Origin of the sequence: Chitinophaga pinensis, assembly GCF_007896845.1 — a bacterium.
In the GTDB taxonomy this organism is placed as follows: Bacteria; Bacteroidota; Bacteroidia; order Chitinophagales; family Chitinophagaceae; genus Chitinophaga; species Chitinophaga pinensis_C.
Window position 1 is genome coordinate 25,055 of sequence record NZ_VOHS01000030.1, and the last position, 23,114, is coordinate 48,168.

The window sequence follows — 23,114 nt, forward strand, 5'->3', positions numbered from 1 at the left end:
ATAAGGCCATATATTCGTAATTATTATCCAGTATTTTCCAACGCGACCCAATACACTGATCTTCCTTCCCTGCTCATTCTCAATTGATGCCTCATCCATACGTTGCGATCTGTTCTTCCATCAGCTGAATCGTCAATAAAGCCTCCTCCTGCATCGCTTCAATCAGCTGACTGAATTCCGGCTCATGTTTGACCGCCAGCGTATCCAGCTGATCTGCAATACGAGCCAGCTTACTCAAACCGATAATCTGAGAAGTGCCCCGGATCTTATGCCCGATGCGGTTGATCTTACGGATATCAACAGCAGCTGCTGCTGCCTGTAGCTCTGATACTGCGGACTTTAATTCATCGATTGTCAGTTTCAGCAACTGTTTTAATACAGCCCTGTCCTCACCCATGAGATATGTCTCCAGAGTGGCGATGTTGAAATGCTCTTCCTTCGCCTCCCTGACGGTAATAAGGTGCACAGGTTCTTCCTCTACAGGTATAGTAAGCCATTTACGGAAGAGTTCCATCAGTTTCTCCTGAATGAGCGGCTTGGAAATAAAATCATTCATACCAGCCTCCATACATTTCTCCCTTTCTCCTTTCAGATTACCGGCGGTCAACGCGATAATAGGTATTCGTTGTCCTCCTTTGATTTCACGGATACGGCCCGTTGCTTCATAACCGTTCATGATAGGCATCTGTATATCCATCAGGATCAGATCAGGTAATTGTGCACGACAGATCCGGATCGCTTCTATACCATCCTGAGCCTCGTAGATACGGGCATCATGCGCGATACGTCTGACAACAGTAGTCGCCAGCAACATGTTAATCGGATTATCTTCCACAATCAGGATATTCAGACGTCCGCCGATCCATTGTTCTGCCTGTTGTTCCTGCTGATGGCGCTTACGTTTCTCTTTATTGATCAGTAAAGAAAGGCTGTTATATAATTCATGAATCTTGATCGGTTTCACCATGCGCTGGCCTATTCCCAATTGCTCGCAGGCAGTGATGATACGCTCATCGTCAGAAGAACTATGTAACAGGATGATCCCCTGTTCGCGGGGCTTCGTACCGAAGTGATGCCGCATCTTTCTGACGGTCTCAAGGCCATCCATATAAGGCATATGATAATCCATCAGGATGATATCATAACCGTCATTCGTTGATAACAGTTCCAATGCCTCAAATCCGCTACGGGCTTCTGTACAGGAGATGCCCTTCATCTGCAGCATCTCTTTCAGTATACGGCGGTTGTTGTCATTGTCGTCTACTATCAATACATCTTTAATACGTTCGAGATTATCCTGATTTTCTGCCGGTGCCTCTACGGTGGTCAATACGATATCAAAATAAAAGGTGCTGCCTTCTCCCACACCACTTTCAATATGCAGTTCACTGCCCATCAATGCGAGCAGTTTGTTGGAGATCGTCAGACCCAGTCCCGTACCACCGTATTTCTTTGTAGTGGAAGCGTCTTCCTGACGGAAGGCTTCGAATATTTTCAGCTGCTTCTCCGGTTTGATACCGATACCGGTATCCCTGACTTCAAAGCGGATCTTTGCTTTGTCATCTTCGAGGAATTCCAGCGGACGTACCCTTAATTCGATCTCTCCGTTGCTGGTGAATTTGACGGCATTACCAAGGAGATTAATAAGGATCTGTTTCAGCCGGACCTCATCAAACCATGCAAACCGGGGTAATTGCGTAGAGACATTCAACAACATTTCCAGCCCTTTGTGCTGGGCCTGATAACTGACAATATCGCTTACCTGACTACTGAACTCATACAGGTCGTATTTATCGATATCCAGTTCCAGTTTACCGGATTCTATTTTAGAGAAATCCAGAATGTCATTGATGATGCTCAATAGGGCATTAGCAGACTGATTTACAATAGACAGGTATTGGTGCTGCGTTTCATTCAGCTCAGTCTTCAATACAAGTTCTGTAAACCCTATTACTCCGTTCAAAGGTGTTCTGATCTCATGACTCATATTGGCCAGAAATTCTGACTTGGCCATATTCGCCTGTTCTGCCTGTTGCTTGGCGGCGGCAAGATTAGACTTCTGCAGGATCAGCTGTTGCTCGGCTTCTTTGGTAATAGAAATATCCTGAAAGGTGCCATACAGGCGTTTGCAGTTACCATTTTCAAATTCGGCATTACCAATAGCCCTCACCCATTTCTCCTGCCCCCTTGCCGTGATGATCTGCAATTGAAGGTCCCATGGTTCACCTGTTTCCATACTCACCCGGAGTGCATCTGTAATCGCCTCCCTGTTTTCTCCTTCTTTGTAGAATCCGATGGCAGTCGCCATGGTGGGTTGATAGTTATAAGGGACTTCATGAATTGCTCTTGTAACGTCAGACCAGAACAGTTCCCGGTTGACAAGGTCAGCTTCCCATCCGCCGATCCGGGACATCTGACTGGTACGTTCCAATATCTCACGGGTACGCCTGAGGTCTCTTTCCAATACCTGCCTTTCCGTTACATCAATGGCATTTCCGATCACATAAGTCTCCCCTTTGAGATTCCTGAACAATACATTATTGAACAATACAGATCCCATTGTTCCATCCTTATGAATGGTGATCATGAGACCATGAGCCTTTCCTTCTGTGCTAATCTTCTTCAGATAAGCATAGAGTTCGTTTTCATATTGGGCAGGCACGATATCCGCTAAGGTCATATCCTTCATTTCCTCGCAGGTATAACCTAGTATGGACGCACAGGCATTATTTACCGTCAATAACCGGCCTTCCAGATCATGTGTACACATCAAACCATGCGAATTCTCAAAGAAAGCCCTGAAATTAAGCTCGCTATCCAGCAATTCTTCATAATGATAATGATCTGTAATATGAGAGACGATCTCCTGAATAAGCAGTGCTATAGCCTTTTCCTGACGCATATCCAGTTCACGTGCATGGATGTCGGCCAGACTCAGTATGCCGAGCAGGTGGCCGGTATTATCCTTTAAATCGTATGTACGGAGAAATGGGGGTTCAGGTACGGTTATAGGAATGCCATATGCAATGACAACGGATGGCTGTTGATCATCACTGATAGAGATCGTTGCTACCTGTACATTGCAAACCAGAGAGGCTAATTCAGTCAATCTATTTAGTTCCTGCTGTAGTATTGCATTCAAACACTAAAAACTTTTCGCTGTGGATGAAATTTGTCCTTTCAATTTCTTGAATATTTCTGTTGCAAAAGCCCGTTTGTGTAGAGTTGTGAAGATACGTAATTCTTCCCAACACGAGGTTTCATGATCAAGGAATTTCAAAATAGTCGCTGGTGCATTTCTCTGGAATAAGCGTGAAAAGAGCCCTTTTAAAGACACAGCAGGCAACGCGATTAAACGAAGAAAGATGCTGTCATAGAAACCAAAACGGTCGAAACGTATACTGGCAGTAGCAGGATGTTCACCGTTCAGCAGGCATTGAGCGATGTGTTGTGAGTGTCTTTGAATAAAACGGAAGGCATGACCACCAGCCGCTTTGATCTCATAGGCGCCCGTCCCGAGATAGATAATGCTGTCTTCAATACTGTTACGCGCATATTCATACAGAGGAATATGTCCCGACTCTGACTGGTTCACGCTATAAAGACTACATTGAAACTGCTGTCGCATATAACGTTGCAGCACCATATCATACATATCCTGATCAGGTATCTCCGGCGCAATAAGTGTATATGTTACCACTGCTCTGGTGGAAGAATAAGGCAGGGTATAGAAGAAACCGCTATCGTGTAATGATACTGCTTTAAAATCCATCAGGGTAGCCATATCCGGATCAAAACAGGGTGTCACCGTCTCTACATGCCAGCTTTTAAAAGACCGGATCAGATTGCTTTCAGTCGCATCGGGAGCTATGGGAGGCTGACCACTTTTAAATACATAGTCGGCCGTAAAACGTTGTCCGTCCACAATCACGGCCGATTTCCCCCGTGAATTAAAGGCCTTGCCAATCAAACCCTTTCTGATCGTCACATTGGGAGCAGCCGTAATAAGCTTTTGGGTATAATCGTAAAAGCGGTCAGCAGCGATCATTTTGTAATGATAGGGCGCAATGTCAAGTACCTGTTGACCTTCACAACCAGCAAATGATAATTTAGCCCAGTAATGAGATACGATCTCGTCAAACAGACCGGGATCTTTTTCCCAGAAACACCAGTGCTGCCGGCGTTCCTTGTCTTCGATATCTTCTACGAGGAGAACTTTTTTACCCGCCAGTTTGCGGGCATGAATAAGATGTACAGCCAGGCTTCTTCCGGCGCATCCGGCACCGGCAATGATGTAGTCGAAATGTTCCATTCAAACCGTTTTTCAATTCCGCTATGGGGGTTCTTCAATCATTAAAATGTTGTGCGCAGGGGCAACAAGTATGTTTACACACTAAATTGGTACAATAATATAGCATTAAGTGATAAGTATAAAATGTTTTTATACCAGTTTTACTATATAATCTTATTATTATTGCCAAAATCGTTTTCATTGGATTATACATTCCTGAAAGACCTGATCGTTCTCGCTGAAGAATATGAACGGTCAACGGGTAAGGAGCCAAAAACAAATGACTTCATTGCCTGGTTACAAACAAAGGAACTGCCGCCGGTACCTTTTCATGATACACCACTTACAAAAGAGGGATATGGCGATGCACATACACCTGGATTGATCAGTAAACTGATCGTTTATATGTACCGTTATGCCAAACTGTATATAAAGAAAGCATTAGAAGGGTCTCCTCTGCAGTCAATGGATGAATTCGGGTACATGGTTTCCCTGCTGCAATATGAACCCATGAATAAGACGGAACTGATACAGCAGAACAGGCACGAGAAGCCTACGGGTATGGAAATCATCAAAAGACTCGTCAGACTTGGCTATATGGAGGAAACGGTGCATAAAGAGGATAAGCGCAGCAAAGCTTTAAGGGTAAGTGATAAAGGAAAGGAATTGCTGGCAGGCCTGTACGGCAATATGGATAAGATCTCCCGGCTGATACTGGGAGACCTGAGCCCCCTCGAACAGTATCAGCTGGTAGTGACCTTACAACGACTGGACGACTATCATCACCCTATTTTTATGGATAATCTGTCGAAACTGGATGATATACTGGAATAATACTATGCCTGCTCTACAAATTCCCGTAGAGAAGTACCAATGAGCTGGGTCCAGCCCATCGCAAAATTCTCCTTTTTGAAGCTGGCATTATCCTGCGGGAACGTTTCCAGCCCTGCATGTGTCAGTTTCACCCTTGTTTTATCCCCCTCAGGAAACAGCTCAAAGCTGACAAAGGAATTTCCCTCAAACCCTTCATACCGCCAGCTATAAGTCAGTTGCTGGTTCTCGGTTACTTCCGTCACCTTACACAGGTGTTTGAATTTTTCTCCCTCCGGCCCTATACCGTAGAAGTGGAATTCTGCCCCTTTTTCCGCTTTAAAATCTATAATATCAAAGTACCACTGTTTCATCTGCTCCTTTGTGGTAATAGCCTCCCACACCCGTTTTACAGGTGCATTGTAGATACGTTCAATTACAAATGGCTCGCTTTTCATGTTGCTGATGGATTTGAAAATGTTAGTAGAATAAACATCATTTAACCGATCGGTTACAAATATAAGAAACCATTTGGTTACAGAAATTATCTTAAGCAATTCAGGCACTTAATAAAGGCCTGTTTTGCTAAAAGTACATGGATAAGCTACGTTTCTCCAGCAGGTCTTTTACCGCCAGCTGTAATTCCTTTTCAGAAGCTGCCGTAACATTGACAAGCGAATAGGGATGCGCACCCAAAAGCGCATCCCAGCGCCACTGTAACTGGCTGTTGGTAGCTACTAACCCATTATCATACCACCACGCCGTATAAAGTATGTCCTTTTCCTGCTGTAGCTGGGCAGTATATATCCTGTGCCCCTCTACAGGTGTTTCCTGTACTCTGTAAAAATTGTAACCACTCCCCTTCCAGCAGAGCATAGGATGGTGTTCTGAATAATAACCGTTGGGGATATGTTTGATGTATACCAGCAGATGCTCATTCTGTAATCTGATAATATTCCCGGGCAGATTGGCAACCGCAAAACCGGGTGTACCGGGTAGCTGTTGAAAACCGGGATTTCCGGCAGGTGCAAAAGGTTTATATACCAGTGCCAGCATCAGAAAGATGGCCAATGAAGCATTCAGCAATAGCATTTTCAGTGCGGAACGTAATACATAACGACGGCGGTGCTCCGGCTCCGGATAGCCATATCTGTTGACAGCCCAACGCACCATAAATAATGTAGGTGCAATCACATAAACCACCAGACACATGATTCCCGCGATATCGTGCATAACAGTATCCGGCATGATACCAAACCATACAAGGAAAATAATACGTAGCAGATTTGAACCTATATTCAGGCCCATGACCAGCAGTAATGCCAGTAATACCATACGCGCAGACAATACCTTCTGATACCTTCTCTGATAAATACCGATGATCATAATCGCGCATAACAGGGATGTGATGATCATTTGTAAGCCCATACATGCAGGATCTACAGAAAATTCCTGTCCGTTGATGACAATCATATTTCCCTGTACACTGATGCCATTTCCCACCATACTTAACGCGGCCCCGGCCCATCTGGTCAGCATCAGCCGGATCGGGAAACTGAATACATCTGCTATACTCTTAAATAAAGGCGTGATGATCCCCAGCACCATCAAAGGCAAATGATTAATCCGGCCATAAAAGGTTTCCGCAAGAAACAAACACCCGCATATGGTCGAAGCCCAAAGCAGCGTCTTTGCCGGCACTAATACATACAGAAATAATGGTAGCAGCGCCAATAGAAAGAAACGCATCCCTCCTTTTTCACTTCGTTTGAATGACGTTACTATCAACAGTACCAATACACCCAATATACTGCCAGAGGACAACCAGTCATTATATGCACCAAGTCCGCAGAAAAGTAGATACCCGTAAATGCTGAAGATCAACACCGGCCAGCAGCGACCGGCGTATATCATCTTCAGCAGTATATGATAAAAATGCCTAGCCATTGATCCAGTTAAAACGTTTTGAAAAAACAGAACGGTATTTCAATCCGATCAGCAGCAATACTGCCATTATGATCAGTACCCATTCATGCGGCTCCGGTACGGCTCCTTTATTTTGTATAGCAGCATTCTTCAGACTGCCATTACTATCCTTAATGTTAAAACGATCATAGTCCGCCTGCGTTTCCAACACAATCAGACTTGACAACGGTGTCACGATATGTGCCTCTTGTGCTTCAGCGACCAGCGTATCTGCAGTCTCTCCACCCGTCAGCAAATGTGGGCCCATAGCCTGCATAATATGGTTATAAGCAAATAATCTTTGCAGATGATCAGGTGCAGTAGTGCCGCCCGCTCCCGGATGCACAGTGATCGCCATATCTGCTGCTTCAATTACAACACGTTGATCATTTTCAATATCCAGCGGAAAACGTTTGTTCTGCAGCAGGGATTGTAAATCATTCACCTCTCCCTGATCATACCGGAAAGCCCGGCATTCCTTTAGTGTACGCAGATAGGGAGATAACGCTCCTCCCATGTTAAACAACATCACACGATGAGATGGACCCAACCATTCTTTCAGATCACTTGTAAAAATGCAGTCTCCCAGATCGTCAAAGCGTGGTGACTTTACAACGCTGCTGGTGATCACCAACGCCTTGTCAGGATCGGTAATTTTATGGAACGGAAACAGACTGAAACGCTGTGCTGATAGCTGTGTAAATAATTCATCCCTGTTAAGTACGGTCATCTCTTTCAGCTTATCATCTACATATACCCATACCCTATAATTATTCAACAGCGTGTATACCTTATTGAACGCAGCGGTCGTCCAGCTACTGTTGATGTCCAGATATACTGCTTTGATATCGGCATTTCCCAGTTCTTTCTTATAAGGAACAGCCGTGTACATCATATCTTTGTTACTGAATACCTGATGGACCAATCCCTCATCTTTCATAGACAGCATCCATTCTTCACGGTATCCGCCGATATTCACCAGTGTATTCTTTTCTTCACGGCTAAATGCCGCTGAATAGTGCAAGTCGGAAGGAAGCGTTTCAAATTGCACATCTACCTTTTCACCTGCACTGATAGCCGATGGACCTTTAAACGGAATGTTGCGGTATATCAGCTGACCATGTTCCAGTGAAAGCGGAGCCGTAATACCAATCTTAAACTGGCGCTCCTCTCCTCCCAGTACCGGGAATACCCGTACGGCTATCATATTCCCTTCTCTCCAGTGAACAACGGAAGGGTCTCTGCGCTCTTGCCCTACGATGCTGGTATACGCACTATCCGCCTTCGTCTTTGTGGTCAGGATACCTTTCTCTTCTTTGCCGTTAATCCAAAGAGAAAGAGAAGAGACGAGGGCGCCTTCAGGCAACTGAAATCTGTAAATAGCTTCCTGTTGATTGAACCTGTTTTGCGCTCCTTTGTTCTTTACGTTAATCGTCTTTTCCGTATAGGCGAGACGCAATGCAGGCCAGATCTGTGTAGCTGTTTGTACATGTGAGGTAACCAGATCTTCGTCCGACCAGAGATGTAACTCCTTGTCTGGCTGATCGTCATAAAAAGTCTCCAATATAGCTGCCCGATCCTCCCAGGGGATATCAGCTGTACCACCCAGACATGCGGAGATCATTACAAGCGGATCATGCAATACCTGTCTTCTCCCTCCTCTCAGGAAAAAGCTACTTTCTCCCCATGTATCAGGTACGGTATAACCAGCATCTGCCACCAGTACTTTCTGTGTAACAGGCCCCGTAGATACTTTCGATACGAGATTAACCCATTTCGGTAAATCATTGTTAATAGCGGAAGACTCGTATTGCTTTTCCACCTCCACCACACTCACGCGCCAGAGCAACGCATAGACCGCGACAAACAATACCGTCGCCCCGATACCGGATAAGAATGCAATATCATAACTACGCCTCTGTTGACGATTCCTCCGCCATACCCGGATTGTATACAGACAGAATAATAAAGGCAGGATCGCATGCAGGGGAATACCAAATAAAAAGAAGCCTGCTAATCCAAACAGACTGATAGGAAATATATACACGGCCATATACAGGAAACAACAAAAAGACAGTCCCAACAGAAAGAACATGCATAACCTTGTCCATACCGGCAGGAAGCGTAAATAGGCAAACGCGATGTAGTTCGCCGAACAAAGTAAAATTGTAACGGCAAACCAGTTAGCAGACTCCGCAAAGACGCTTATAAACCTGTTCAGGGAATAGGCACTCACGAGGAATATCAACAGAAATAAAATCATCAGGGGCAGCCCGTCTCTCCTCTTTCTTAAACGTCCGCTACTTAACAGTGCGGCAAAATAAACACAGGTAAAGAAATAGTTGGCAAAGAACCAGCCCATATACTCGGATTCTCCTTTTGGAGGTATCACTTCGCCGATACAAAAAAAGATCAGTGTCAGTACTAAAATAACCAGTCCGAAATTGTACATATTATCCCGAAGCCGGGTGTCCAGAATTCTCAAAGGTATTGATCGTCCATTCATACTATAAAGCACTTTGAATTACAAAGAAGATTTATCTAAAAAAAGGCCAGCAGGCCGTTATGTGATTTTACACTCACTTTGAAACACAAAGTAAATAAAAGAAATTGATCCGGGCAAATTCCAATTCAAAAAAAAGTACTATCTTCTGATTTGCCATATAACACCCCATGGTATAATATTTGGGCCTGTAATCATAACACATTAAACGACAACACGATGAAAGCAATCTGGCACAATGAGGTTATTGCGGAAAGCGACAAGACAGTGGTGGTCGAAAACAATCATTACTTTCCTCCGGCATCGGTAAAACTGGGATTGCTGAATCCTTCAAACACACATACCATTTGTGCCTGGAAAGGGGAAGCCTCTTATTACGATGTCAATATCAACGGTAAAGTCAACCACGATGCAGCATGGTTCTATCCTGCGCCAAAACAGGCGGCAGAGAATATCAAAGGCTACATCGCATTCTGGAAGGGAGTAGAAGTCGTAGATTAAGCATAAGTAAACACAAAAGCTGAGTTATGAGAAAATTTGATGCAATTGTCATTGGCTCCGGCCAGGGTGGTGTTCCTTTGGCTAAAAAGCTGGCTAAAGCCGGCTGGCAGACAGCCATCGTAGAGAAAAGATGGATCGGCGGTACCTGTATCAATGACGGCTGTACGCCAACAAAATCAATGATTGCCTGCGGCGCTGCGGCGCATGTCATTGCAAACAGTCAGGAATGGGGCATCACCGTCAGCGATTTTAAAGTAGATCTTGAAAAGATCGTCCGGCGAAAGGACAAAGTAGTGGAATCCTTCCGAGGAGGAGCCACCAAAGGACTGGAAAAAACAGAAGGCTTGTCCATTATATACGGAGAAGCGGTATTCTCCGGTGACAAGACCCTAAAAGTAACCCTGAAGGATGGCGGAGCAGAAGAAATCACCGCCCCTCATATCTTCCTCAATACAGGTACACTCCCAAAAATACCTCCCATTCCCGGTCTCGACACCGTAAAATATCTGACCAATACCAGTATCATGGAACTTACCAGACTGCCCTCACATCTCGTGATCATGGGCAGCGGATATATCGGACTGGAATTTGGTCAGTTATTCCGCAGGTTGGGGAGTCAGGTGACCATTATTGATAAAGGCAAACAGTTGCTGAAACATGAAGATGAAGACGTTGCAGCAGCGGTAAAAAAAGTAATGGAAACTTCCGGCGTTACCATGCATAGCGGCGCAAATATTCAGAAAGTAGAACAGATCGGTGACACCATCCGGCTGCAATTCACCGCCAATGGTGAGAATCATGTCATTACCGGCTCTCACCTGTTGGTAGCCGTGGGACGCACGCCACAGTCTACTTCCTTACAACCTGAAAAAGCAGGACTTGCATTAGATGACAAAGGCTACTTCAAAGTGAATGATCAACTGGAAACCAATGTGCCAGGTATCTATGCATTGGGAGATGTGAAAGGAGGACCTGCGTTTACCCACATTTCATACAACGATTACCTTGTTTTGTACAAGAGATTGATCAACAAAGAAGATACATCTATCAAAGATAGACCCGTACCTTACTGTATGTTTACTGACCCTCAGCTGGGACGTATCGGACTAACTGAAAAAGCGGCAAAAGAAGCAGGATATGATGTAAAAGTAGCCTGCCTCGATATGACGCGGGTAGCACGGGCCATCGAGACAGGTAACACACAGGGATTTATGAAAGCCGTTATAAACTCTAACGATGATAAATTACTGGGAGTTGCTATCTTGGGCCCCGAAGGAGGCGAAGTGATGTCTGTTATGCAGATGGCAATGCTCGGAGGAATCACAGCTACACAGCTGAGAGAAATGATATTTGCACATCCGCTGTATGCAGAATCCATTAATAACCTCTTTATGACATTGGAAAAATAACCTCGCACAATGTGCGGATTAAAATCCTCAATGAATCCCGGCCATGATAAAGCTTGAACGTGTCAACAAATCTTTTCAGAACGGCAAGCCAGCTGTCAGTGATGTGTCTTTCGAGGTCAATACGGGAGAAACCCTCGTACTGCTGGGTACCAGCGGAAGCGGGAAGACCACTACACTGCGCATGATCAACAGACTCATTGCGCCTGATAGCGGAAAAATATATGTGAATGGAGAAGCAGTTACTACACAGGAAACTACTGCACTTCGTCGTAATATCGGCTATGTCTTACAGGATAATGGATTGTTTCCGCACTATACTGTCGCAGAAAATATTGGTATTGTCCCCGGTTTACTCAAATGGGATAAAAAACGCATAGAAGAAAGGACCCGTGCATTGATGGAAAAATTACACCTGCCGGCTGCCGAATATTATGATGCTTATCCGCAACAACTCAGTGGCGGACAACAACAACGTGTCGGACTTGCCCGTGCACTCGCAGCAGATCCTCCCGTGTTACTGATGGATGAACCTTTCGGCGCATTGGACCCTGTGACAAGGGCCAGTGTAAGAAAAGAATTCCGCTCACTGGACGAGATCAGCAATAAGACGGTTATTATGGTCACGCACGATGTACAGGAAGCCTTTCAATTGGGTGATCGTATCTGTCTCATGGATAAGGGCACTATTCAGCAAACCGGCACACCAGCCGAACTGCTGTTCTCTCCTGCCAATGAGTTTGTAATAAACTTCTTTCAGGAACAACGCCTGCTGCTTGAGCTGAACGCTGTTAGGCTTTCGGCTATCTGTACATTGTTGCCAACAGATCATGTAGTGGAAAAAGCCTCTCCCATACTGCCGGAAGATGCTTCCTGCTGGGATGCTTTAGAGCAGATGACTACGCTTGCAGTACCGGTATATTATTCTTTTGACGACAAGCTCATTCGCATAGACAGCGCCGCGTTGATGCAGGCATTTACACAATACAAGCAAACTATCAGCAGCAATGGAAGATCAACCCGGCTTTCCTGAATTTGTACAACAACAGGCCGGCAAACTGCTGGAGCAAACGTTGCAACATATCGGGCTAACATTTATTTCTTTATTAATAGCCGTCGTTATCGGTGTACCGCTGGGCATACTGATCACGCGCAGAAAGAAGCTGGCAGGTAGCATATTAGGTATTGCAGGTGTCCTGCAGACGATACCCAGTATTGCCCTACTCGGTTTTATGATCCCTCTACTGGGTATCGGCGCAAAACCAGCGATCGTGGCGCTCTTTCTCTATGCATTGCTGCCCATTATCAGAAATACCTATACCGGTATTCTGCAGGTAGATCCTACTGTCATTGACGCGGCAACAGGTATGGGAATGAGTCAGCGACAACTATTGCTGAAAGTACAACTACCACTCGCCATGCCGGTGATACTGGCAGGCATACGTACCGCCACTGTGATCAATGTTGGTGTAGCAACACTGGCCGCGTATATCGCAGCCGGTGGATTAGGTGAATTCATCTTCGGTGGCATCGCGCTTAATAATACCAATATGATACTGGCCGGCGCTATTCCGGCTGCCTTATTGGCTATCTTATTTGATGCCGGTGTGGCACGCCTGCAAAAACTACGGATGCGGAGCGTCAAAACGGCATTGTACATCTTACCTTTTTTATTGCTCATCTTATCGTCATTTTATCTGATTCCAGCCGCTTATGGCAGTAGCCTCGTAGCAGGTTTTACACCTGAATTCATGGGGCGGAAAGATGGAAATCTGGGCTTAAAACAGGTATACGGACTCAATATGCGCACCGTCGTGATCAGCGATATGATCATGTACAAAGCAGCTTACGAGAAAACACTGGACGTGATCAGCGGGAGCAGTACAGATGGCAGGGTAAAAGCATTTGACCTTCAGGTGCTGGAAGATGACAAGCATATTTTCCCGCCTTACTATGCAGCCCCCATTGTGCGGCAGGCTACACTTGATAAGTATCCGGAACTTGCACCGGCATTAAATAAACTATCTGGTATAATTAATGATAGTGTAATGACTGAACTGAACTACAGGGTAGATCATCTCAAACAGGATCCTGCACTTGTAGCCGGTGATTTTTTAAAAGCTAAAGGATTATTACAGCCAGCCAGAAAAGGCGCTAAAGGAACGGTTGTCATCGGCGCCAAAATATTCGGCGACGGCTACATTCTTGCCAATATGTATAAACTGCTGGTAAACGGATATACTGACCTCGAAGCAGTCACAAAAACCGGCCTCGGAGGCACTAAAATCTGTTTTGATGCACTCACCAATGGCCAGATAGACCTTTACCCGGAATATACCGGCACCGGTTTACTGGTCATTCTGCAAGCGGACAAATCTGTTATCGATACCCTTATCGCAGATAAGCAAAAGGTATATGACTACGTCTCTGAAGCGTTTATGCAACAGTACCAGATCAGGTGGTTACCTCCTATTGGCTTCAACAATACTTATGCATTAATGATGCGCAAACAGCAGGCAACTGAACTGCATATCACATCTATATCAGATCTAAAGGAATATTTACAGCATCACTAACCACGAAGGTATATGCAATTGAAAAATGATTTTAACACCGTGCGGAAAAGGTCCATGCATATCTGCGCGCCCTTGAAAACAGAGGACTATGTGGTTCAACCTGTCGTTGATGTGAGTCCGCCGAAATGGCATCTGGGACACACCACCTGGTTCTTCGAAACATTTCTGCTAAAGCCGCATTTTCCGGGTTACAAAGAATTTGATCCGAACTATAATTTCGTATTCAACAGTTACTATGAAACAGTAGGCGCCCGCGTAATACGTACAGACAGAGGAAATCTGAGCCGCCCCGCAGTAGAAGACGTGATGCGTTACCGCGAACACGTCGATAAAGCCATGCAGGCATTACTTGATACACCTTTGTCAGAGGAAATGAAGACACTTGTTGTACTGGGCCTGAATCACGAAGAACAACATCAGGAACTATTGTATACTGACATCAAGTTCATATTGGGTCATAACCCATTGATGCCGGCTTACTCTGATACCGCAGTTGACAACTATATCGCACCTGCTACAGATAAACCATTTGTAGACATGGAAGCAGGCCTCTACGATATCGGTTACAAAGGAGATGGTTTCTGCTTTGACAATGAATTAGGCAGACATACCGTATATCTCCAGCCGTATAGCATTGCGGCTCAACTGGTGACCAACGGAGAATACCTTGCATTCATGGAAGCAGGCGGTTATACGGACTTCCGTCACTGGCATGCAGAAGGCTGGGACTGGGTAAAGAAAAATGAAGTAAAAGCCCCCCTCTACTGGCATCATGTTGACGGGAAATGGCAACATTATAACTGGCAGGGACTACAACCGGTAAATGAAAATGATCCTGTTTGTCACATCAGCTATTATGAAGCCACCGCCTACGCCGCATGGAAAGGGTTCCGTCTGCCGACTGAATTTGAATGGGAAGCAGCATCGGCACAATTTTCCTGGGGACAAAGATGGGAATGGACAGAGAGTGCCTACCTTCCTTATCCGGGCTTTGTAAAAGCCCCCGGTGCCATTGGCGAATACAATGGTAAATTCATGGTCAGTCAGATGGTACTGCGTGGCGGTTCGGAAGTCACCCCTCCCAATCATAGCCGCGCTACTTACCGGAACTTCTTCCATCCTTCACTGAGATGGCAGTTTACCGGTATCAGACTGGCAAAATAAATTAATCTCATTACTCTAATCATAACATTATGGCCACCACCTCTGTAATGCATACGGTATTAGTTCCTGTTAAACAGGACCAGCAGGAGATCTTTTTACAGGATGTGATCCGCGGACTCAGTGCAAAAAACAAGTACCTGGACTCCAAATATTTTTATGATGCCGAGGGCGACCGCCTTTTCCAGGAGATCATGCGTTGTCATGAATACTATCCGACCAACTGCGAAATGGAAATATTGCAGGAGCAATCTGCTGCCATCAGCCAGACGATCCTCTCCTATACACATCGCTTTGACGTAGTAGAACTGGGAGCAGGAGATGCCACAAAATCCATACACCTGCTCAGGGAATTACTGAACACAGGAAAAGACTTTACCTACTACCCTGTCGATATATCCGGCAACGTGATCAGCCAGCTGGAACAATCATTACCAGCCCAGCTACCGGCACTGAAAGTGCATGGCCTGCACGGTGAATACTTTGACATGCTGCAGGAAGCAAACGTACTGTCTGATAAAAACAAGGTAATACTCTGTATGGGCGGTAACATCGGTAATTTCACACCGGCAGAAGCAAGAAAATTTGCCCGTCAGTTAAGAAACTATCTGCAACCGGGAGATCTGGTAATGATCGGATTTGATCTGAAAAAACATCCTCAGATCATACTGGACGCTTATAATGATAGTGCAGGCATTACGAAGGATTTTAACCTCAACCTGCTGAAGCGTATTAACCGCGAACTGGGAGGTAATTTTGATATCACAAAGTTTGACCATTATCCGACTTACGATCCCGGTACAGGCGCCTGTAAAAGTTATCTGGTAAGCCTCGAAGCACAGGATGTAACTATCGGCGGACAAACATTTCACTTTGGTCTGCACGAATACATTTACATGGAAATCTCGCAAAAGTATGACCTCGAAACAACAGAGCAACTGGCAGTACAGTCAGGCTTTGAGACGGTCGCTAACTTCTTCGATAACCGTAAATGGTTTGCAGATAATATGTGGCTTTGCGTATAATGCAGAAAAAAATAAGCGGCTGTCTCGCCTCACTCAGGCGGACAGCCGCTTTCTTATTTTAACCAATCTCCTACTTCCACGCGCCCAGCAGTCTTCTGAGCACAATGATTTCGCCGGTATGATAACCTGTATGATCTACGATTAACATCGCCTCCCGCAACAAATGCTGTCCATCTCCATGCGCAAATGGTTTATACAGATCCACATCAGGGTCATTTAACAAGGCCACAAATTCTTTCAGATCGCTTTTAATCTGCGCCAGACTATGCTTCCATGCAGCATCGTCTTTAGGCGCTTTTTCCTTTGGCCAGTAATCATCCGGCCAGTTGGGAGAAGTATGCTTCGCATCACGCGAAAACTCCAATATATCCCACTGTGTAATGCGGATATGTTCTACCAGCTGCCAGATACTATAAGGCATACCTGCAGGTACTTCTCCTCTGAGTGCAGCCGGCAGCCCCTTTACAGCATCCTCAAAGGTCGCATGTGCATGTCCGCCCGTAAGAAACTGCTCCAGTGTCTTTACAATCTCTTTATCATGATTGCGGGTTGTAGTCATATCAAAGACAATTTTACGTGATAATAAATGTACACATACGCACCAAAAGAGTGCCAGTTGAAAATATTTGCTTACTTACTTACAAGTAAGTAATTTTGTACTCTATGCAGGATACCAAAGAGAAAATTGTCGCACTGGCAGATCAGCTGATCAGAACCAAAGGATACAATGCCTTTAGTTATAAAGATATATCTGATCCTCTGGAGATAAAAAATGCCGCCATTCACTATCATTTTCCCACCAAAACCGATCTGGGCATAGCGGTGGTAGACTTTGAAACCGAGCGCTTTAAGGAGCACACGGCCAAATGGTCGGGCATGCCGGAAGATAAACAGCTGAAACAGCTGTTTGAGACATTCAACAGAAAACATAAAGAGGGATTGGTTTGCCTGATGGGTACCCTGTCTCCTGACTACAAGACCTTCCCCGAACCTTTACAGGAAAAGGTCACGGAAATGTCAACAGCCTTTGCAGACTGGACCTCTCAATGCCTCGAAAACGGTCGCAAAAAAGGATTCTTTGCGTTCGATGGCGATGCTTATGACAGGGCTTTGCTGGTGCTTAGTAATCTCCTTGCCTCGCTGCTGATGAGCAGGGTGATGGGACCAAAAACATATGGTAAAATAAGCGCTCAGTTATACAAAGACCTCCTGAAAAAAAATTAAGCATTATCAGCTGAGAATTAAGAATTGTAAGTCTTCTATAATAATTCGCTGCCAATTCCGATCTCTTAATCCACGCAAAATGCTTCATTGATAATTTTTAATCTTAATTAAACAACATACATGCAAACACTTAAAAGAGCAGTCATCACCGGCCTTGGCGCACTTACTCCGATTGGCAACAACGTGGCTGATTTCTGGAACAACCTGATAGCAGGTAAGAGCGGAGCTGCGCGCATTACAAAGTTCAATCCGGATCCATTCAGAACGCAGTTTGCCTGTGAACTCAAGGACTACGATCCGACCAGTGTGCTGGACCGGAATGATATACGTAAGACAGATCCCTTCACACAATATGCATTGGTTGCAGCCCAACAGGCAGTAACTGATTCCGGACTTGATTTCTCAAAAATGGATCCGTTTGATAGTGGCGTGATCTGGGGTTCCGGACAGGGAGGTATGCTTACCTTCGAAGAACAGGTAAAGGAATATACAGTGGGCAATTATGTACCACGTTTCAACCCTTATTTCGTACCTAAACTGATCGCCAATATGGCGTCAGGCATGATCTCCATCCGCTTCGGATTGATGGGTATCAACTATACCACCGTATCAGCCTGTGCCACATCTAACACAGCGATCATGGATGCCCTCAACTATATCCGTCTTGGTAAGGCAAAAGTGATCATTACAGGTGGTTCTGAAGCGCCAATTACCGAGGCTTCCGTAGGCGGCTTCTGCGCGATGAAAGCAATGTCTACCCGTAATGATGATCCGGCAACAGGTTCCAGACCGTTTGATACAGACAGAGACGGTTTTGTAATGGGTGAAGGCGCTGCGGCTCTGGTTGTGGAAGAATATGAACACGCAGTAGCCCGGGGCGCACATATCTACGCTGAATTAGTAGGTGCTGCTATGACAGCAGATGCCTATCATATGACAGCAACACATCCTGAAGGAAAGGGCGCTTTACAGGGTATGAAACTGGCCCTGAAAGATGCAGACCTGCAACCCTCAGATGTTGATTATATGAATGCACATGCTACTTCTACGCCTGTAGGTGACCTGAGCGAACTGGCAGCCATCAGAAGCCTCTTTGGAGACGCTCCTGCGCATTTATCTATCAGTGCAACAAAATCCATGACAGGACACCTCCTTGGAGCTGCGGGCGCCATTGAAGCAATTGCTTCCATCCTCAGTATAAAAAATGGAATTATTCCGCCCACTATCAATACTACACAACTGGACCCTGCAATCCCGGCCGGATTACAGATTGTGCTGAAAGATGCCATACAGAAGAAAGTACGTGTGGCAATGAGCAATACATTCGGTTTCGGAGGTCACAATGGTATTGTGGTATTCAAAGAAATAAACTGATCATTGATCACCACTATTTCCCTTTAAGGGGAGTGAGCAGCCCCGTAAGGCCGTTCAACTTTATCTCATAGACCGTCGCCAGTAACATCCCCAGTTTACCATCAGGAAACCCCTTCCTCTGAAACCATTCCAGATACGAAACAGGCAGGTCGCACAGCAATACATCCTTGTATTTACCAAACGGCATTTTCATTGTTACCAGCTGCTGAAAAATTTCCCGGTCAGGTTGTGCGAATTCCATGATTGATTGATTTAAAATCTTTTCCGGTCCCAAAGATAGGCGCAAAACACCGTGTGCCGAAAAAAGTTCATTTATTTTTTCCATTTTCAAATCCATACTGCTAAGCTATACGTATGTACCAACATCAATTATAATATTTCTATATCTGTCTGATATAGCAGCATTTTTGGAGGGGACATTTTTTTTAACGGGACAATATTAAATGTGTTTTTGACAGCTTGTCATCAGCTGTATCTATCAGTATACTTCATCTATACTTATATAAAATCATTCGTCTTTCTTTTCGTTTTGCAGTGTTGTAAACTTTTGATTAAACATCCCCCCAGAAGAGTGGTTATTTCAGAACATCCGGTTACAGCCCTCTGTGGCTGTAACCTTTTTTATGAAGTAAGGAGAGCATGAACATGAACAGGAGAAGCGCACTACGTAAACGGCTTCAGGATACGGAACGACAATTACGCGCAGCCAGGTTGGAATTAAAACAAACCAGGGACAACTACCAGAACATGGTAGAGGAAGTGAAAGACTATGCCATATTGTTACTGGATATCGACGGTAACATCCTCAACTGGAATAAAGGCGCCGAAAAGATCAAAGGATACACAAGCAGCGAAATCATCGGAAAAAACTTTCGCTTATTTTATACCGCACGGGACAGAGCCAGTCTGGTACCTGAACAACTGCTGCATGCAGCCGTAAAAGATGGACGGGTACAACATGAAGGATGGCGCGTAAGAAAAGATGGAGGACTCTTCTGGAGTAATGTCACCATCACCGCCATGCATAACCGGGACGGACAGGTAACCGGCTTTCTTAAAATAACCCACGATCTCACAGAGAGGAGAATGGCAGAAGAAAACAGCCGCCTCTACACTGAAAAACTTGAAATAAAGAACAGCGAACTTGAACAATTCACTTATATTGCCTCGCATGACCTGCAGGAACCTTTGCGTTCTATCAGCAGCCTGGCAGAAATGATTACAGAACAATATCAGGGCAAACTGGACGAAACAGCAGATACCTACCTGCACTTTATCTTACAGTCCGTCAATCGCATGAGCCAGCTGATCAAAGGACTGCTCGATTATTCCCGCCTGGGGAAAGCAGAACTGGATCCTCAGGTAGATTGTAATGTGATCATGGAAACAGTACTTGCTGACCTGCAATCAGCAATCAAAGACAGTAACGCAATCATTAACGTAAAACAGCTACCTGTACTGAGTGCTTACCCGATGGAACTGAAACTCCTGTTTCAGAACCTCATCAGTAATGCGATCAAATTCAGAAAAAAGGATCAGCAACTGTATGTGAACGTTTCAGCCTGCCTGACCGATGACGGCTGGATCTTCGAATTTCAGGACAACGGCATCGGGATAGATCAAAGATTCAGTGATAAGATCTTCGAAATCTTTCAACGCCTGCATAGTAAGTCAGCTTATGAAGGGACCGGCATTGGTCTCGCCCACTGTAAGAAGATTGTAGCGATGCATAATGGCAGGATCTGGGTTGACTCTATTCCCGGTGAAGGCAGCAGATTCTATTTTATTATTTCGGTATAACCAACCAACCAACAACCCGGCATGAACAGGAAACTCAACTCCATTTTGCTCATCGAAGACGATGAAGCAACTAACTTTATTAATCAGATGGTGATTAAACGTCTGGATTGTACCGATCATGTACATGTGTCGTGGAACGGCGCAGACGCCCTCGATTACCTGAAAGGTTGTGTAGAACGGACAACCTGTCAACAACCAGAACTGATACTGCTGGACATCAATATGCCAGGCCTCAACGGCTGGGAATTTCTGGACGAATATGAAAAGCTCCAGCCAGCAGAAAAAGGAAAGATCGTTGTGGTAATGCTGACCACTTCACTCAACCCCGAAGATAAACACAGAGCCAGTCTTAATCCCAGCGTTGCCGGTTTCAAAAACAAACCCCTTACTCCTTCCCTGATGAAAGAAATCTTAAAACAATATTTTCCGCTATAGCCAGCCCTGTTCCTTCCAGACAGCAATCGTCGCATTCGTTGCGCCACATTCACGCAATACATCCTCAAAATCCTCCATTTCTACACCCCAGTCTACCGCATAAGCCGCAAACTCATCTCCTACGGGTATACGGCCGAATAATTTACTAGTGGTCAGTATATGCCCTACCTTGCGCAACATCAGCGTTCCCATCTCCCACTTCTCTTCCTTGCTGATGATTTTTATCAGCTGTGTAAAAGGACGCTCAAATTTCTCCCGGTTGACTTCCAGATAAGCATGATCCAGCTCCGTAGCTAAAAAGATCAGATCAAAGATATCCTCATCAGGATGCTGCCGGGAAATCCTTCTCGTTACAGCTACTGAACGCGGTGATAAAGACGGTATATAAGTATCTGCATAATGATAACTCAATTCAAGCAATGACAATGGTGTCTCTACCTCCTGCTCCTCCAATGTATCAACAATTGCAAGCGCCATATTCTCCGCAACCGTGTTCATCAGCGACTGTATATCCAGATTCGTATCCGGCCTTACATATGCCAGCTCATTCTCCCCGTTTTCATACACCATCCTGATCTCATCAAGAATACCATCAGCCCCGTATCTGTACAAATTCTCGTATCTGATCTCCCCCACGCCCGGCACAATTCCCAGACAATCCGCTTTCACAATACGACCGTCGATGATCTCATACTGTTCGATATTACAGAACAAAGAGTGCTCATAACTCTCAATGCTGCTCATCTTCTCTTCTGCGGTCATATCAGCATACTCTTCGCCGATCCCTCTGCCATTCACCATTAACGACTGATAAGCTATTTTTTGTCCGTTTTCATCGAAGCGGATGCGTTTAATGCCGGATGGTATCTGCGTCTCAAGATTGTATTCTATATACTCCACCCATTCTTTACCATACGAATAATACCCTGCCCAGAATACATTGTTAGCCGGCTTCCCATAAGATGTATAACAAGGCATGCCGTCTTCCGCAAGACCATAGAAATGATAATCGCCCAACTCACGTACATTCCCTACCGGAAATATCTTTTCATCTGGCTGTAAAAAAGCGGGAGTACCATAATCATCGAGATCGTATCTGTAACCTGGGATATATTTTTCAGTGGCTATTTGAGTCTTAAATTCCTGTAAAAGGTCAAATTCAATAAAGGCTTGTTTCCATCGGGATAGGATATTTTGCTTCAATAAGTCCAGGTACATCTGCGGCATTTTGAATAAAATTAATATTTTAAAATAAAAGATGCTACTTGGTTTGTTCAATTGGTTTACAGATCATTATAAAGCCCACCCGGAAGAGATCATCTTCCGGATGGGCTTATCGTTTTTGATTATGACTCCTATCTATTCAATTTTAACGGGTTGTGAGTAAATATGCTCCGCAACGCCTGCTGTCTTGATACTTACACGTGCAAAGAAAAATGACTGTCCCGAAAGACTACCCGGAATTGTCAGACTGACAGTAACTGGTGCATTGATATCAGTAATATCACTGCCGTTGATGCCTGCAGATCCCAGATTGTTTACGGCGTCAACTATATTGGTTTTACCGACAAACAACGTTACTGATTCAAGTGTACCACCGTTGGCAATTTTTCCTATAGAAAATGTACCGGTCACCGTTGTACCGGACTTACTGATGGACGCATTTTTGATCACAAAATAAGGCTGTACAGGTACCTCTATCACTGTATTACCATTGACAGTAACATCAATAGAATCGATATTATTCACCCACGGACCGTTACCGGGTAAGCGGACCAGTTTGTAGGTTCCATTGAACAAAGAGGCGGAGAAGGTGCCATCCTGTGCCACGTAGACAGGGATTTTTGTAAACAGCTCAAAGCCATGTTGCCACAGCTCCAGCTGCACACCATTCGAACGGAGGCCCACCGCTTCCTTATCATACACCACTTTACCGGAAAGTATGGAGGACGGTTTTTCGTAGTTGTCTTTCTTACAGCCATTCACCATTACCAACAGCAACAGTGTAATGACGTATGATGATATTAATCTGATCATGTCAGT

General features: G+C 44.9%; 20 protein-coding genes. 11 read left to right on the plus strand and 9 right to left on the minus strand.

The annotated features are described in order from the left end of the window. Positions 1-91: 91 nt before the first annotated feature. Both FEF09_RS22150 and FEF09_RS22155 read right to left on the minus strand, forming a co-directional pair. Positions 92-3,142, minus strand: a complete 3,051-nt coding sequence (locus FEF09_RS22150; protein ID WP_146307130.1) for a response regulator — start codon at positions 3,140-3,142, stop codon at positions 92-94. A gap of 3 nt (positions 3,143-3,145) precedes the next feature. After that, positions 3,146-4,312, minus strand: coding sequence for a lycopene cyclase family protein (locus tag FEF09_RS22155; protein WP_146307131.1), 1,167 nt, complete (start codon positions 4,310-4,312; stop codon positions 3,146-3,148). A 180-nt stretch (positions 4,313-4,492) separates the two neighbouring features. On the opposite strand from FEF09_RS22155, the gene FEF09_RS22160 reads away from it, so the two are divergent. Next, on the plus strand, positions 4,493-5,125 hold the full coding sequence (locus tag FEF09_RS22160; RefSeq protein WP_186774459.1) for a MarR family winged helix-turn-helix transcriptional regulator: 633 nt from the start codon (positions 4,493-4,495) through the stop codon (positions 5,123-5,125). 2 nt (positions 5,126-5,127) lie between these two features. Here FEF09_RS22160 and FEF09_RS22165 read toward each other — a convergent pair whose 3' ends face one another. From FEF09_RS22165 to FEF09_RS22175, 3 genes are all read right to left on the minus strand, one after another. After that, positions 5,128-5,559 carry an SRPBCC domain-containing protein gene (locus FEF09_RS22165; RefSeq protein ID WP_146307133.1) on the minus strand — a complete coding sequence of 144 codons (432 nt, stop codon included), beginning with the start codon at positions 5,557-5,559 and terminating at the stop codon, positions 5,128-5,130. Positions 5,560-5,686: 127 nt separating this feature from the next. Beyond that, positions 5,687-7,048 carry an exosortase N gene (xrtN, locus tag FEF09_RS22170; protein ID WP_146307134.1) on the minus strand — a complete coding sequence of 454 codons (1,362 nt, stop codon included), beginning with the start codon at positions 7,046-7,048 and terminating at the stop codon, positions 5,687-5,689. Further along, a complete protein-coding gene (locus FEF09_RS22175) occupies positions 7,041-9,572 on the minus strand; it encodes an XrtN system VIT domain-containing protein (RefSeq protein ID WP_146307135.1) in 2,532 nt (843 codons plus the stop codon). The genes xrtN and FEF09_RS22175 overlap by 8 nt, the downstream gene beginning before the upstream one ends. Before the next feature lie 216 nt (positions 9,573-9,788). Here FEF09_RS22175 and FEF09_RS22180 point away from each other — a divergent pair, with 216 nt between their 5' ends. The 6 genes from FEF09_RS22180 to FEF09_RS22205 are packed head-to-tail and all read left to right on the plus strand — an operon-like array spanning position 9,789 to position 16,238. Further along, positions 9,789-10,070 carry a DUF427 domain-containing protein gene (locus tag FEF09_RS22180; protein WP_146307136.1) on the plus strand — a complete coding sequence of 94 codons (282 nt, stop codon included), beginning with the start codon at positions 9,789-9,791 and terminating at the stop codon, positions 10,068-10,070. A gap of 26 nt (positions 10,071-10,096) precedes the next feature. Continuing rightward, positions 10,097-11,479: a mercuric reductase gene (locus tag FEF09_RS22185; RefSeq protein WP_146307137.1), complete on the plus strand. Its 1,383-nt coding sequence runs from the start codon at positions 10,097-10,099 to the stop codon at positions 11,477-11,479. 43 nt (positions 11,480-11,522) lie between these two features. Next, positions 11,523-12,509 (plus strand): ABC transporter ATP-binding protein, encoded by a 987-nt coding sequence (locus tag FEF09_RS22190; RefSeq protein WP_146307138.1) that lies wholly within the window; start codon positions 11,523-11,525, stop codon positions 12,507-12,509. Then, on the plus strand, positions 12,484-14,052 hold the full coding sequence (locus FEF09_RS22195; RefSeq protein ID WP_146307139.1) for an ABC transporter permease/substrate-binding protein: 1,569 nt from the start codon (positions 12,484-12,486) through the stop codon (positions 14,050-14,052). Before FEF09_RS22190 ends, FEF09_RS22195 begins: the two co-directional genes overlap by 26 nt. Positions 14,053-14,064: 12 nt before the next feature. Beyond that, positions 14,065-15,216: an ergothioneine biosynthesis protein EgtB gene (gene egtB / locus FEF09_RS22200; RefSeq protein ID WP_146307140.1), complete on the plus strand. Its 1,152-nt coding sequence runs from the start codon at positions 14,065-14,067 to the stop codon at positions 15,214-15,216. Between the two features lie 29 nt (positions 15,217-15,245). Further along, positions 15,246-16,238: an L-histidine N(alpha)-methyltransferase gene (locus FEF09_RS22205; RefSeq protein ID WP_146307141.1), complete on the plus strand. Its 993-nt coding sequence runs from the start codon at positions 15,246-15,248 to the stop codon at positions 16,236-16,238. A 70-nt stretch (positions 16,239-16,308) separates the two neighbouring features. On the opposite strand, the gene FEF09_RS22210 is transcribed toward FEF09_RS22205, so the two are convergent. Beyond that, positions 16,309-16,797: a DinB family protein gene (locus FEF09_RS22210; protein ID WP_146307142.1), complete on the minus strand. Its 489-nt coding sequence runs from the start codon at positions 16,795-16,797 to the stop codon at positions 16,309-16,311. Positions 16,798-16,901: 104 nt separating this feature from the next. Between FEF09_RS22210 and FEF09_RS22215 the strand changes: the two genes are divergently transcribed. Further along, positions 16,902-17,462: a TetR/AcrR family transcriptional regulator gene (locus FEF09_RS22215; protein ID WP_146307143.1), complete on the plus strand. Its 561-nt coding sequence runs from the start codon at positions 16,902-16,904 to the stop codon at positions 17,460-17,462. A gap of 120 nt (positions 17,463-17,582) precedes the next feature. After that, positions 17,583-18,836: a beta-ketoacyl-ACP synthase II gene (gene fabF / locus FEF09_RS22220; protein ID WP_146307144.1), complete on the plus strand. Its 1,254-nt coding sequence runs from the start codon at positions 17,583-17,585 to the stop codon at positions 18,834-18,836. Positions 18,837-18,849: 13 nt separating this feature from the next. Here fabF and FEF09_RS22225 read toward each other — a convergent pair whose 3' ends face one another. After that, positions 18,850-19,173, minus strand: a complete 324-nt coding sequence (locus FEF09_RS22225) for a DUF3820 family protein (RefSeq protein ID WP_261387664.1) — start codon at positions 19,171-19,173, stop codon at positions 18,850-18,852. A gap of 308 nt (positions 19,174-19,481) precedes the next feature. On the opposite strand from FEF09_RS22225, the gene FEF09_RS22230 reads away from it, so the two are divergent. Further along, on the plus strand, positions 19,482-20,636 hold the full coding sequence (locus tag FEF09_RS22230; protein WP_146307145.1) for a sensor histidine kinase: 1,155 nt from the start codon (positions 19,482-19,484) through the stop codon (positions 20,634-20,636). 21 nt (positions 20,637-20,657) lie between these two features. Next, a complete protein-coding gene (locus FEF09_RS22235; RefSeq protein WP_146307146.1) occupies positions 20,658-21,071 on the plus strand; it encodes a response regulator in 414 nt (137 codons plus the stop codon). Here the strand turns inward: FEF09_RS22235 and FEF09_RS22240 are convergent. Both FEF09_RS22240 and FEF09_RS22245 read right to left on the minus strand, forming a co-directional pair. After that, on the minus strand, positions 21,066-22,289 hold the full coding sequence (locus FEF09_RS22240; RefSeq protein WP_146307147.1) for a hypothetical protein: 1,224 nt from the start codon (positions 22,287-22,289) through the stop codon (positions 21,066-21,068). The genes FEF09_RS22235 and FEF09_RS22240 overlap by 6 nt on opposite strands. A gap of 141 nt (positions 22,290-22,430) precedes the next feature. After that, positions 22,431-23,108, minus strand: a complete 678-nt coding sequence (locus FEF09_RS22245) for a DUF3823 domain-containing protein (protein WP_146307148.1) — start codon at positions 23,106-23,108, stop codon at positions 22,431-22,433. Positions 23,109-23,114 lie beyond the last annotated feature (6 nt).